This is a genomic window from Kiritimatiella glycovorans, from assembly GCF_001017655.1.
Lineage (GTDB): Bacteria > Verrucomicrobiota > Kiritimatiellia > Kiritimatiellales > Kiritimatiellaceae > Kiritimatiella > Kiritimatiella glycovorans.
Map to the genome: position 1 here is coordinate 2,314,929 of NZ_CP010904.1, position 13,356 is coordinate 2,328,284.

A 13,356-nucleotide genomic window follows, 5' to 3' on the forward strand; every position below is an offset into this window, starting at 1 on the left:
CCGGCCCGCCCGAAAAGCGATTTCTTATCAGTTTTCCTTGAGGCACCGCATAGCGGTGAGCGACCGTTTGAAATAAAATCAGATTGGAATGATATGATAGCAATAAAGAAAGTTCCACGTGGCGCCATAGTAGTTCTCGTTCTGCTTCTTCTATCAAGGCCGGTTTCCGCATCGAACGAGAAGGTTGTCCCTGAATCTGCGCGCGAGATTCCGGTCGCGGCCGAATGCGATGTCGTGGTGGTAGGCGGATCATCCGGGGCGGTGGAGGCCGCGCTCGCGGCCGCCCGCCAGGGCGCCAAGGTCTTTCTGCTGGCGCCGCGCCCCTATCTGGGCGAGGACATCTGCGCCACCTACCGCTACTGGCTCGATCCCGGGCAGGAGCTGTTCACCCCGCTTGCGGAGAAGATTTTTACTGGCGACCAAAAGCCGCGCCAGGGCCTCGATTTCACCTACACGGCAGACCAGCCTTCGGCACAGGCTCATCCAGACACTGATCCGCCGACGCGCCTTCGCGATGGGGTTTTGCGTAGTGCCGTCAAGCAAAGCGTTCAATACGATCAGGATGTGAATATCGTTGTGGATCTGGGCGAGGTTGCGCAGCCGCGCAGCGTCAGCGTCGCCGCATTCCAGCGTCCGGGCGAGTTCGAGGTGGCGAAAATCGATCTTGCCACCAGCAAAGACGGCGAGCACTGGCAGCCGGCCGGGACCGTTGCAAACCAGCAGCTGCGCGCGGGCAAGTTCGAAAACCAACCGCTGATTCTGACAATTCCCTTGGGAGAGCCAGCGCGATATCTGCGGCTGAACATATCCAAGACCGCAGATGCCGAGCGCATTCTTTTGAGCGAAATAATTGTCGAGGGCGACCAGCAGGGGCGCTATCCGCCGCGCCCCATGCATGTCAAGAAGGCCTTGGACGATGCCTTGATCGCGAGCAGTGTCGAATTCCTCTACTCCTGCCATCCCTCCGACATATTGCGCGACGGAGGCGGCCAGCCGGCCGGGATCGTGATGGCCAACTTCGCCGGCCGCCAGGCGGTGCTGGCGAAGGCGATCATCGATGCCACCGAGCGCGCCGAAGTCGCCCGGATGGCCGGGGCGCAGTTCACGCCCTATCCAGCCGGATCGCAGAATTTTACACGCATAATAGTGGGCAAAGATTTGCAGGAGGTGTCTGAAGGCGGCCGGCAAACGCGGATGCCCGCCCAGATTGGCCCCGGTTTGGAGGGCTTGCGCCACGAGCTGGAGATCGATATGCCGGACGGTTCCTTCGCGGCCTTTGCGGAAGCCGAGAATGTGGCCCGCGACCGCACCTGGCAGGCGGGTCAGATGGATGCCTCCGAGTTCCTCTTCCAGATCCCGCCCGACCATATCAAAGGCCGGGCGCGCGAATCCGGCCCTTGGCCGGGCTGGGATGGGCTCGATCTGGCGGCTTTGCAGCCGGCTGGCATCCCCGGCATATATGTCCTCGGCGGATGTGCCCATGTATCGCGCGCGGCGGCCGCCGAAATGCTTGAACCGCCGGTACTGATGGCAGTGGGCGGCCGCGTCGGCGTTGCGGCCGCAAGGCTGGCCAAATCCAGGCCGGAGCCGCAGGGGGTCCATCTGGCCGGGGACAGCCGCCAGCCGGCCGTTGCCGGCGACACGCGCGAGTTCCTGAACGGCATCCGGCCGGGGATCGATCGCGATGGCAGGCGAGTGCCTGCTGAAGAGCGCTCTCTGCCGGTTCTGGGCGAATACGATGTCGTGGTGGTGGGCGGCGGCACGGGCGGGGCCCCGGCCGGGATTGCGGCGGCCCGCGACGGCGCCCGCACCCTGGTGCTGGAATATCTCTACGACCTCGGCGGGGTGGGGACCTCGGGTCTGATCGGGAAGTACTACTACGGCTACAGAAAAGGTTTCACAGCCGAGGTGGAGGAGGGCCTTAAGGCGATGGAGGCTGTCTCGGCCACGGAGCGCAAGATGGAGTGGTGGCGGCGCGAACTGCGCCGGGCCGGGGCCGACATCTGGTTCGGCTGTGTTGGCTGTGGCGCCTTTTTCGAAGACGGCCGCGTAAAGGGTGTCGTGGTGGCCACGCCGCAGGGGCGCGGCGTGGTGCTGGCGGATATGGTCGTCGATTCCACCGGCAAGGCCGACATCGCCGCGGCCGCCGGTGCGGAGATCATGTATACCGGCGCCGACCATGCGGCCATGCAGGGATCGGGCCTGCCCCCGCACCCGCCGGGAGACAAGTATGTCAATACCGACTGGACCATCATCGACGACACCGATATGCTCGACCTCTGGCGCAGCTTCGTGCTGGGCCGCAAGAAGTTTGACGGCGCCTATGATCTCGGCGTGCTGGCCGACACCCGCGAGCGACGGCGCATCGTCGGGGATTTCGCCATCTCTCCGCTCGATATCATCAACCGGCGCACCTATCCCGACACCATCAATATCGCGCGCAGCAACTTCGATTCACACGGCTATTCGGTTCATCCGCGCTTCACGCTCAAGTTTATGGACAAGCGTGGACTTCACGCCTATATCCCTTATCGCGCCCTGCTGCCGCGAGGCTTGGAAGGCGTTCTGGTGACAGGACTGGGCATCAGCGCCCATCGCGACGCCATGCCGGTGCTGCGCATGCAGCCCTGTGTCCAGAACCAGGGCTATGCCGCCGGCATGATCGCCGCTACAGCAGCCGAAAATCAGCAGAACCTGCGCGATGTGGACATTGAAGCTATCCAACGACGGCTGGTGGAGAAGGATATCCTGACCGAGGAGGTTGCCAGTCACAAGGACAGCTTCCCGCGTCCGGCGGCGGAGATCATTGCCGCAGTCGGGCGCCTGCCCGAGGATTACGAAGGCATCGATCTGGTACTGGCCCAGCCCGCCGACGCGTTTCCACATTTGCGGGATGCCTACGAGAACGCCGAAAGTCCGCAGGCGCGTCTGATATACGCGCATGTGCTGGCCATGCTGGGGGATCCCTCCGGGGCCGAGACGCTGGCCCATGCGGTAAGAACTTCCGATTGGGACAAAGGCTGGACCTATCGCGGAATGGGCCAGTACGGCGCCAGCATGAGCCGGCTCGACAGCCTTATCATCGCCCTGGGCCACACCGGCAGCGATCTGGCGCTGGAACCGATACTTGAGAAGGCGCAGACATTGAAACCCGAGCAGGCCTTCTCGCATTTCCGCGCCGTGGCCGTGGCCTTGGAGGAGCTGGGCGACCGCCGCGCCGCACCGGTGCTGGCCGCACTGCTCGACAATCCGTCAATTGGAGGATACGCTGCCACAACCATTGCCAGGGCGCAGGCCCAAACGCCGCCCCACAGGAACGATACCACCGAGCGCAGCAACGCCTCGCGCGAGCTGGTTCTCGCACGCGCCCTCTACCGCTGCGGGGACCTTCAAGGACGGGGACGCGCCACGCTGGAGGCCTACAGCCGCGACCTGCGCGGCCACTTCGCCCGCCACGCCCATGCCGTGCTGGAAGAGGGCAGGGGAGATGGGTAATGGTAGATGGTTGATGGGTAATGGAGATGTGGGGAGATCGTTAAAAGTCGTTAAAAATCGTTGAAAGTCGTTAAAAATTGTTGAAGCAAATCTATGCAGTCCGAATGGATATGGACGGCGAGCGTCTCGCTGGGACGCTAGCCACAAATAATGAATTTGGCGCGGTGGATACGTTGATTAAAACACAAGTCGGACTTGTCCGACCAGTCCGACTTGCCTGTCAGATTATTTCTTATTGCGCGATTGCCAAGGCTCGTAACATTTGGGATTATCCCGGTTTTGCTGCGTCTCAAACCCAAAGCATGGAGAAGCTGATATGACAAAACAATCCGCTCCATCATCTCCATGTTCTGCGTTGGAGTCTCCGTGGACAGGTTGTACACGCCCAGATCGCTCTCGCAGTCGAGAGACAGCCAGCCTTGGGACGACTTTCCGGTTGTGTCGCGCTGCACGTACTGCTCCTGTTTCGGTTCGGGCCTTCGGCGGCGGCGATACGGCTTAGCCTATCTGTTGCCCCGGCTTTCGCCCTTGGGGTGCCTCACTAGCTTTGCCTGACGGCCCGCCTACTTTGCCTTCTGCTGACTCCTGCACGTCGGTCAGGCCGGATCTCTCCGACCTCAGTTCTTGCGAACAGCGTACAGGCCTCCCGGGGTAAGACACGTAACCTTCCGCACGTAGACGCCGGATTTATAAAGCAGGCCCTACTGGAGAATGGAGGACTTCCCTAGTCACGTGCCCGGTGGTCCCGAGCCTGCCACACCTCGTATCCGGTTCCTGTTCGTCGTCCCGTGCTTTCGCGTTGGGCTTCCTTCAGACCCCGTCTCGCGACGACGCCCTTGCCCTTTCGCTTCCCTTCGGCTTCTCCTTCACCTGGCGCGGGGACTCTCACCCCGCAAACTACGTGCCGTGCCCGGCACACACGTCCACGCTCTCCCTCACCTTGCCCGTCCGCGGGCAAGGTGTAGGTGAGTAGCGTGTTGTTGGGCCATTCTGTCTCATTGCTGTGTCCGGAGTCCATCCTGTAATTTCTCCGTGATCCGGTCCCGCAGGCTCTTCGGGGCGAGCACTTTCACGTCGGGCATCCAGGACAGGACCCAGCGTACCAGTTCCTTGCGTCCTGTCGTCTCCAGCCGCATCTCGACACGGCCGTCCCGGCGCGTTCGGAACTCCTGGGTGGGGTGCCACTGCCGTTCGGTGATGTACACGGCCAGTTTCGGCTCGAAAAGCAGCCGGACCTTGATCGGCTTCTCGCCGCCCACGATGCCGAACGCCTGCCGGGCGTATGTCTCGGGGCTGAACTCGGCCGCTCGCGTGTAACCCTGTCCCGTCGCCGCGATCCGCCGGAACCGCGACAGGGCGAACGTCGCCACACGCCCCTTCTCCGCGTTCCACGCCATCAGGTACCAGTTCCCATGGTAGGCGAGCAGGTGGTAGGGGTGCAGTTCGTACTCGGATACGCGCCCGTCGAAGGTCTGGTACGTCGCCCGGACCGCCTCGCAGCGTTCCACGCATCCAGCCAACTTCGCCCATACATCGGGATCGATCCGCACCCGGTCCTCGGGCAGGACGCCGACGTGCTCACTGAGCCAGTCGGGTTCGATGGTCACATCGCCCTCCAGCGACTCGGCAATTTTATCCAGCACCGAGCGCATGTCCAGGTGGAGTGGTGTGTCCTCGTAATGGGCCAGGAGCTTGCGGGCAAGCGCGAAGCTGAACGCCTCCCGGCGGCTGATCCGCACCGGTGGCAACATGTAGGTTTCGTCCGTGAGCCGGAAACCATGCCGGGCCTCGTCGTAGGCCAGCGGGGCGTTCTCCTCGTCGCGCAGGAAGTCCAGATCCCGCGCCACGGTCCGGCGCGACACCTCGAACTCCTTCATGAAGTCGCTGCTGTTCGGCAGATAGCCGGTCTCTGCGCCCTCGCGCACCATCTGGACCATGCGCCGGATGCGGTAATACTGGGGTCTGGAGCCTGCCTTCATTTTTCTCAAACTTTCTTCAGGGGTATGCCGTTAGATGACACACCCTCTTTTATACATTGGGCGGCATGGTGGATCAAGTCTATCGTCCGCGCCGGCCCAAGGCATCGCCCCTGTGGCAATGCCTTTCCGGGCATTTCGACGCGTTTCTGGAGCTATACGAGGAACAATACCAGCCCCGGTACGGCTTCCTGCGCCCCATCATCCCGGAGGTCGTCAACAAGTTCCTCGACTGCGGCGACCTGGAGCGCGGCTTCGCCCGCGTGCGCTGCGACGACTGCAAGCATGAATACCTGCTCGCCTTTTCATGCAAGGGGCGCTGGTTCTGCCCGTCGTGCCACCTGCCTGCGCCGAAGCGGCTTCGGCAGGCAGGCCAGAAGAAAGTCCAGCTCTTTGGCGCGCTCCTGTCCGAGGCGGTCCTCTTTCCCGTCCCGCACCGGCATTTCACCTTCGGCATCCCGAAGATGCTGCGCCCCTATTTCCGTCACAACCGCGACCTGCTCAAGGACCTGTGCCGTCTGGCGCACGAGTGCCTGCTCGAATACCTGCGCACCACGCTCAATCTAACCGAGGGCCTGCCCGGCATCGTCATGGCGATCCACACCTTCGGCGAATACCTGGACTTCCACCCGCACCTGCACGCACTCGTTGCCGACGGCCTGTTCGTGCGCTCGGGCCTGTTCTATGTCCTGCCCGATGTCAGCCTCAAGCCGCTGGAGGAATTGTTCCGGGCTCGGGTCATCACGTTTCTGGTGGACAAGGGGCTTCTGCCGCCCGAGCGGGCGAACATGCTGCGCGGCTGGGTCCATTCCGGCTTCAACGTGCACCGCAGCCGACGCGTGCTGCCCGACGAGCGTGAGGATCTGGAGCGCCTCGCCCAGTACATCATCCGCAACCCTTTCGCCGTCGAAAAGATGCAGGTTGGCGCCCCGAACCGGGCCAACCCCGACGGGTCCGTGATCTACCGCTCGGCCCTCAACCCGAAGATACAGCGCAACTTCGAGGTCTTCAGCCCGTGCGACTTCATAGCGGCCATCACACAACACATCCCGGACAAGAGCTTCCAACTCGTCCGCTACTACGGCTGGTACAGCAACAAGATGCGCGGCCAGCGCGACAAGCGCGCCGCCGAAGCGGCAAAGGCGCCAGGCCAGGCCGTGCAGATCATCGATGTATCCGACCACAAGCCGCGACGCATCCCGTCACCGAAATGGCGCGAACTCATCAAGAAAGTCTGGGAAGCCGATCCGCTGCTGTGTCCGAAATGCCAGAAAGAGATGCGTATCGTTTCTCTGATCGACGACCGGGCGGTGATCGAGCGCATCCTCCGCCACCTGGGCCTCTGGGAACAGGGTGTGCGCGTCCTACCGGCGAGGGCGCCGCCTGAAGTTGCCGACCGGGTCATCGAGCCCTGTTTCGATGACCCATTCCCGGATTACGACACCGAACCGGTGATGATGTACGCGAACGGCTGAGTCATCGCGACAGGTGCGGTGCGTCCCCGAACACCGCCGTATGCGTTTCATCGGGCCGTTTTGCCGTCACGAGGCTGTTCCATCCACGGCTTGATCGCGTTCGCAGCCCGTTTTTGCACCGACTGCACCGACTTGACCGATCCTGCCTCGGTTTGCTAACTTTCCCGACATGAAAACGCTCCTTCAGACCGGTTCCAGCGGGCGGGTGTCCGTGCCGCCTGAAAAGCGATTTCTTATCAATTCAAACTATGGGCCGCCGTTCGCTATTCTCCTACATGGCAACCATTATTGGCGGGGCATTGATTTTCGGGGTTTTAATTGATTATTTATTGCCGGCATCCTGGTTTACAGGTGCGTTACAACAGTTTCATGATCATGAGCATGATGTGTTGCCCTATTGGCTAAAAGTAGCCTCGGCAATATTGCTGACAGGAGCCATTGTTAATATTTATATACAGAAATATTGGAAAAAGCTAAGACCCCAAAAGAAATTTTCAAATGTAAAACCGGTATACATGAATCAGCACAAAGTAGAGGTAAAAGGCATGACTTGCAGTCATTGCAAAACAAATGTTGAGGATAGCATGGGTAAAATTGAAGGCATAAAGGATATTCGCGCAGACATTGATCTGAACGAAGTTACCTTTTCCGGTGAGCAGGTGGATTACGAAAAAGTAAAACAAGCCGTTGAAGAAATAGGATACCAATACGGGGGTAAAAAGTAATTTTCACTGTTCAAAAACACTTTGCCATCAAACAATTTTGCGTTAATTTGCATTGAATAATTAAATAACACATACAAAACATTTTATCATGTACAAATTGGTATTGTTACGTCATGGCGAAAGCCAGTGGAATAAAGAAAATCGGTTTACCGGCTGGACAGATGTTGATTTGACCGAAAAAGGCCAGCAGGAAGCCCGTGAAGGCGGTAAAGCACTAAAAGAAGCAGGATTTGAATTTGATATCGCATTCGTGTCCGTATTAAAAAGAGCATTACGCACGTTATGGCTTTGTTTGGAAGAGATGGATCAGCTTTGGATACCCTGGGAAAAGTCATGGCGTTTAAATGAGCGTCATTACGGCGGATTACAAGGCCTGAACAAATCTGAAACCGCAGCACAACATGGCGAAGAGCAGGTGTTAATCTGGCGTCGGAGCTATGATGTACCGCCACCACCATTGGAAAAAACCGATGAGCGATATCCGGGTAAATTGCGGGTTTATCAAGATATTCCTGAGAGTGAATTACCACTTACAGAAAGTTTAAAAGATACGGTAGCCCGCTTCCTGCCTATGTGGCATGATACCATAGCTCCTACTATTAAAACAGGGAAAAATGTAATAATTGCAGCACATGGTAACTCTTTACGTGCATTGGTAAAATACCTGGAGGATATGAGCGAGGAAGAGATACTAAAACTAAATATTCCCACGGGTATGCCGTTGGTTTATGAGTTGGATGAAAATTTGAAACCTACTAATAAATACTATTTAGGAGATGAAGACAAGGTGAAGGCTGCAATGGATGCAGTGGCTAATCAGGGAAAATCGAAATAACAGACATTTTATATATTCAATATGAGCCGAATAGCAATATTCGGCTTATTTTGTATCAATAAATAAATGATGCGAATTAAAGTATCGTTGACACATCAAACGTTTAAGCCATTCGTTATTACCAGTTATTATTATAAGTGATAAATCACATTTACCTGGTCAATAGTCATTTTTTATTCCATAACCATATCATCCTGTTGCCTGTCTTTATCCATTTTCCGCTTTTTTCTGTTCCCAACCCATGAAAACATAATACCCAGTATTACGCCCAGCAGTAGCGATAGCATGATAATAATGGCCAGGGAACCTTCCGATTTCCAGAACCATAATGTAATAGGTACGGTAACTGAATTTTGAAGCGCAAAGGTGACAGCAATAATGGCAATGATGACCGATCCGATGAGGTATTTTTGCATATTAAAAATGAATTAAGGTGTGAATATCGTAATTCTTGTTTAGTTTATCACGTCCTTTCAAAAAATCGAGCTCAATTATAAAATTCATGTATAATTCAGCTATCCGGAAGTCCAATGCCAGATTCTGAGCTGCTTCAGCTGTTCCACCCGTTGCCAGTAAGTCATCATGCATTAAAACCACATCATCTTTGGTGAGTGCATCGGTATGTATTTCAAGAGAATCTTCTCCATATTCCAACGTAAAACTTTTTGAGATGGTCTCGGCGGGTAGTTTTCCCGGCTTACGAATGGGCACAATGCCGGCATTTAATTTATATGCCACGATACTGCCAATAAAAAACCCGCGTGATTCGATGCAGCATACCTTAGTAATGCCCAGGTTTTGGTATTTTTTCACCAACAAATTGATAAGTGTTTGCAAATACACCGGATTTTGCAGCAGTGTGGTTATATCCTTAAACTGAATACCCGGCTTTGGGAAATCGGGGATATTCCGGATGGAGGCTTTTAATTCTTCAATAATTTTCGATTCGCTCATATTACTGTAATGTCAGTTTTTCAATTATGTCTTTTTGATCGGGGTATTTCTTCAGGAGCATCTGACGTTCTATCAGCTCAAAGTCATCGAAATGGAAACCTGGTGCAACCATGCATCCCATAAGGCAGAAGCCGTCAGGCTTTATCAGTTCAGCACCGAAAATGGATTGAGCCGGAATAATGACTTGCGGGTCGCCATGGCTGTTTAACGGTGAATTTAATAGTTTCTGCTTATATACGCCGAATTTATCAAACAGATGAACCCGCACCGGGTCGCCTGCATGAAAATACCATATTTCATCGGAAGTAAGCCGGTGAAAGGATGAAATCTGCCCGTCATGCAACAAAAAATAGATACTTGTTGCCAACTGTCTTTCGTCATTTATATCCTCCAGGCAACTGTGATCGATAGAATGATTGGAACGATAAATTTCTTTAAAATAACCCCCTTCCGGGTGTTTTTCCATCTTGTATTGTTCAATGATGTTGCTTGCTTGTTGATTCACTGTAGCTGATTTTGATGTATAGATAAAACGGCTGATCGGTAAATTATGTTTAACGATTCTAAAATAGAATTTATATTGATTCTTTGTATATAAAATGTTAATTTTAGAAGAATACAATCCATTTATCATCAAACAAACAGGGCCATGAAAGTCGACCTTATCAAGTATATGTCAGACCGGATGCAACAGGAACGCAAAAAAGTTCAGCAGCCCGGACCGGTTGTAACGATCTCGCGATTAAACGGTTGTCCTGCCAAGAAAGTAGCGGCCAGGCTTTCTGAAATGCTCAATTGCAAAGCTGAAGCTAACAACCTTAGTCATTCATGGAAATGGATCAGTAAGGAGATCATGGCTGAATCGGCCAAAGAACTTCAAATGGACCCGGATCAAATTAAATATGTGTTCGACTATGAAAAAAAGTCGCTTATCGATGAAATATTAAATGCGCAATCCATTAAATATTATAAAAGTGACCGGAGCATCCGATCCGCCATTGGTAAAGTAATACACAACATAGCTTATGAGGGGCATGTGGTAATTGTGGGGCGGGGAGGAGTTGCCATTACCAAACATTTTCCAAAATCGCTGCATGTTAATCTGGAGGCGCCGCTTGAATGGCGGGCATTACGGATAAGTGAAAAAATGAATTATTCCATTGATAAAGCCAGGGAATATGCTACGGATACCGATCATAAAAGAAAACAATTTCGGGAATATTTCGGCGGTAAAGGGACCGACTACAATTGGTTTGATATTACTTTCAATGCCATGACCCTTTCTATTGAAGAAATTGCAACGACCATTGTCAAAGTTTTGGAGTTGCGAAAAATGATATAATGCTTATCACTACGATTGGTTTTCTTTTATCCCCCGATTTAAATAGGCAATAAATGGGTGCATGGCCTCAAAAATATCCAGCGTTTTTTCAAATCCATCGGGCTTCATTAATTCTTCTGAGGTAGTTGTTAAGGCTACTGTATAACTCTTGTATCTTAATAAATCAATGTACTCAAAATCCTTATCGAATCCTTTTGGGGCTGTTTTAAGTTTATCACCATATATTTCTCCAAAATATTTTTTGAAATTGGGATCGTTTATGATTTTCAGGAATTCATCGGTGTAGTTATAAATTTCGGACCTTACTGCTTTAAGTGTTGGTGAAGGAGGCATGTGTAGCCCGCCACCAATAAAGCAGTTGCCAGGTTCAACATGCAGGTAATACCCGGCAAGGCCTGATTTTTTTCCGCCTTCAACAATAAATGCACCCAGGTTGGTTTTATAAGGCGATTTATCGGTTGAGAAACGTATATCCCGATTGATCCGGAAAGTACAATCTTTGGCAGTATTGTCTTTCACACTGGCATCGAAAGAGGCAATACCGGCTATTAAATCGTTGGTAATAGCAGCCATTTCTTTTTTAATGGCTTCATAACGCTTTTTATTGGCATGGAACCATTCCTTGTAGTTTTTTTCTTTGAGCGCTGTCAGGAATTGAAAGGTTTCTTTCGTAAACATGATGGTTATTATTAATCATTTGGTTTATCCGGCATGACGTAAAATTTGTTATTTTTCGGACAAGTTACCACAATTTTATTTCTAACAAATGGGTAAAGCAGTAATTATTGTAGCAGGAGGAACGGGTAGCAGAATGAATAATTCCACGCCCAAACAATTTCTTTACCTGGCCGGAAAACCTGTAATTGTGCATACCATTAACCGGTTTTTACGATTTGATCCGGCCATTACCGTAATAATTGTAATTCCTGAGGCCCAAATTAAACGATGGGATCAAATCAAAGAGGAGTTTCTGTCAACTACTGAGCTGGTAACCACAACGGGGGGCAATAATCGCTTCGAATCTGTTAAAAAGGGTTTGGCATGTTTAACCGACGAAGATGTGGTGGCTATCCACGATGGTGTTCGTCCGATGGTGACTATGCAAACCATACGTTTCTGTTTTGAGAAAGCGCGGGAACGGGGTGGTGCCATTCCGGTTTTAGCTGTACATGAAACATTGCGCCATCAAACTGATGGGAAAAGCATAACAGTGAACAGAAACGAATACTACACCGTGCAAACACCACAGGTATTTATCACCTCAATGATTAAAGCGGCTTATGAACAGGAATATTCTGAAGATTTTACCGATGATGCCGTTGTTTTTGAATCGGCCGGAAACAGGGTAACTTTAACAGAAGGTAATCGGGAAAATATTAAAATAACAACGCCAACGGATTTGATATTGGCGGAAGCATTGCTAAAGCATATTTTTTAATACCACTTAAATATCCTTAAGCCGATTGTAAAAAGCACCAATCCCAATGAGGTTAAAATAATGGTGCCCGGTAGAACCTGGACTACACCGGCCCCTTCAATAAACACACTGCGTATGTTATCGGCCAGTATGGTAAGCGGCAAAAGTTCAATTATTTTCACGATTGAATCGGGAAAGTTATGGTAGCTAAAGAAAATTCCCGACAAAATGGTCATGGGCAGACTAATAACATTGATTAACCCGGTGCCAACGCGTGAATTGGATGTTCTTGATGAAATTAGAACGCCAATGCCGGTAAATGCCAGGTTTCCGGCCAGGAAAATGAGGAAAAAAGCGACCCAGCTACCTTCCAGTTTAATATCGAAAAAATATTTGGAGAAGCCGATCAAAATAAAAGCCTCCACAAACGCCAGGCTGATGCGGGCAAAAAAGTGCGAAATGAGAAAATGTGATTTTTTCATCGGTGTTGCCACCAGTCGGCGCATGAGTTTTTTCACGCGCATATCAATCAGTGCATAGCTAATACCCCATAAAAAAGAATTCATAACACCCAGCGCAAGCAATCCCGGCACCAAAAAATCGATATAGCGCGTTCCCACCGTGGTAAGCGGCCGGATTTCGGCCATGGTATGCCTGGTTTGCTTATTTTCAATGCCTGCGTTTAATACCAAATACGCCAGTTTGGCTTCGCTGTTATGCGGGTCGAATATATAAATGAGTGAATCGGGTTTCTCTTTAAGGGTTAGTTGCGATTTGCCCTGTTTTAGCATCTGCACGGCACCGGCCGAATCAGTCGGGTAGAAATGAAAGGTGGATGCGCCCAGCTCTTCATTATCCAGTTTTTTGGCAAAAAAGGTATTGCCTTCTTCATTGGTTTGTGTCGATGCGGATTCCAAAAATTCCTGGAAAGTATTATTGGTTGTATGTTGGCTTTCAATCAGTGCAATGGAGGTGGGTAAATCGCTGTTGCCGGTAAAGGCCATGCCCAAACCCCAGGCCATGAGAATGGGGAATATAATGGTCCAGAACACAATACCGGGTTCCCGGATAAATTCCTTGTATCGGATGGCAATAAGTTTTAATAGCGGATGTCTCACAATTGATTTGATTTCCAGG

13 protein-coding genes are annotated in these 13,356 nt (G+C 52.3%); 7 read left to right on the forward strand and 6 right to left on the reverse strand.

Translation table 11 applies throughout. The features are described from left to right. Positions 1 to 93 precede the first annotated feature (93 nt). Entirely contained in the window at positions 94 to 3,495 is a 3,402-nt protein-coding gene (locus L21SP4_RS09720; RefSeq protein ID WP_082116674.1) for an FAD-dependent oxidoreductase, read from the forward strand. 104 nt (positions 3,496 to 3,599) lie between these two features. Continuing rightward, complete coding sequence (locus L21SP4_RS12960) at positions 3,600 to 3,815, forward strand: hypothetical protein (RefSeq protein ID WP_144413826.1); 216 nt, start codon at positions 3,600 to 3,602, stop codon at positions 3,813 to 3,815. A gap of 675 nt (positions 3,816 to 4,490) precedes the next feature. Here L21SP4_RS12960 and L21SP4_RS09730 read toward each other — a convergent pair. Continuing rightward, positions 4,491 to 5,474, reverse strand: coding sequence for a helix-turn-helix transcriptional regulator (locus tag L21SP4_RS09730; protein WP_052882476.1), 984 nt, complete (start codon positions 5,472 to 5,474; stop codon positions 4,491 to 4,493). Positions 5,475 to 5,539: 65 nt separating this feature from the next. Between L21SP4_RS09730 and L21SP4_RS09735 the strand changes: the two genes are divergently transcribed. The 3 genes from L21SP4_RS09735 to gpmA all read left to right on the forward strand — a co-directional run bounded on the left by L21SP4_RS09735 (position 5,540) and on the right by gpmA (position 8,506). Further along, complete coding sequence (locus L21SP4_RS09735) at positions 5,540 to 6,946, forward strand: IS91 family transposase (protein ID WP_144413827.1); 1,407 nt, start codon at positions 5,540 to 5,542, stop codon at positions 6,944 to 6,946. A 275-nt stretch (positions 6,947 to 7,221) separates the two neighbouring features. Then, positions 7,222 to 7,671, forward strand: a complete 450-nt coding sequence (locus L21SP4_RS12755) for a heavy-metal-associated domain-containing protein (RefSeq protein WP_160300794.1) — start codon at positions 7,222 to 7,224, stop codon at positions 7,669 to 7,671. 88 nt (positions 7,672 to 7,759) lie between these two features. After that, positions 7,760 to 8,506: a 2,3-diphosphoglycerate-dependent phosphoglycerate mutase gene (gene gpmA / locus L21SP4_RS12480; protein ID WP_074041450.1), complete on the forward strand. Its 747-nt coding sequence runs from the start codon at positions 7,760 to 7,762 to the stop codon at positions 8,504 to 8,506. A gap of 173 nt (positions 8,507 to 8,679) precedes the next feature. Here gpmA and L21SP4_RS13530 read toward each other — a convergent pair whose 3' ends face one another. Genes L21SP4_RS13530 through L21SP4_RS09755 form a run of 3 tightly spaced genes read right to left on the reverse strand, consistent with a single transcriptional unit; the run spans position 8,680 to position 9,965 of the window. After that, positions 8,680 to 8,922 (reverse strand): LapA family protein, encoded by a 243-nt coding sequence (locus tag L21SP4_RS13530; protein WP_052882479.1) that lies wholly within the window; start codon positions 8,920 to 8,922, stop codon positions 8,680 to 8,682. A gap of 1 nt (position 8,923) precedes the next feature. Next, positions 8,924 to 9,460, reverse strand: a complete 537-nt coding sequence (locus L21SP4_RS09750; RefSeq protein ID WP_052882480.1) for an adenine phosphoribosyltransferase — start codon at positions 9,458 to 9,460, stop codon at positions 8,924 to 8,926. A 1-nt stretch (position 9,461) separates the two neighbouring features. Continuing rightward, on the reverse strand, positions 9,462 to 9,965 hold the full coding sequence (locus tag L21SP4_RS09755; protein WP_074041451.1) for a cupin domain-containing protein: 504 nt from the start codon (positions 9,963 to 9,965) through the stop codon (positions 9,462 to 9,464). A gap of 144 nt (positions 9,966 to 10,109) precedes the next feature. Between L21SP4_RS09755 and L21SP4_RS09760 the strand changes: the two genes are divergently transcribed. Continuing rightward, a complete protein-coding gene (locus L21SP4_RS09760; protein WP_074041452.1) occupies positions 10,110 to 10,802 on the forward strand; it encodes a cytidylate kinase-like family protein in 693 nt (230 codons plus the stop codon). A 9-nt stretch (positions 10,803 to 10,811) separates the two neighbouring features. Here L21SP4_RS09760 and L21SP4_RS12485 read toward each other — a convergent pair whose 3' ends face one another. Beyond that, positions 10,812 to 11,480 (reverse strand): DUF2461 domain-containing protein, encoded by a 669-nt coding sequence (locus L21SP4_RS12485; protein ID WP_074041453.1) that lies wholly within the window; start codon positions 11,478 to 11,480, stop codon positions 10,812 to 10,814. Between the two features lie 88 nt (positions 11,481 to 11,568). Between L21SP4_RS12485 and L21SP4_RS12490 the strand changes: the two genes are divergently transcribed. Continuing rightward, complete coding sequence (locus tag L21SP4_RS12490; RefSeq protein ID WP_074041454.1) at positions 11,569 to 12,240, forward strand: 2-C-methyl-D-erythritol 4-phosphate cytidylyltransferase; 672 nt, start codon at positions 11,569 to 11,571, stop codon at positions 12,238 to 12,240. On the opposite strand, the gene L21SP4_RS09765 is transcribed toward L21SP4_RS12490, so the two are convergent. Further along, positions 12,237 to 13,337: an ABC transporter permease gene (locus L21SP4_RS09765; protein WP_144413828.1), complete on the reverse strand. Its 1,101-nt coding sequence runs from the start codon at positions 13,335 to 13,337 to the stop codon at positions 12,237 to 12,239. The two genes, L21SP4_RS12490 and L21SP4_RS09765, sit on opposite strands and share 4 nt — an antisense overlap. Between the last annotated feature and the right edge of the window lie 19 nt (positions 13,338 to 13,356).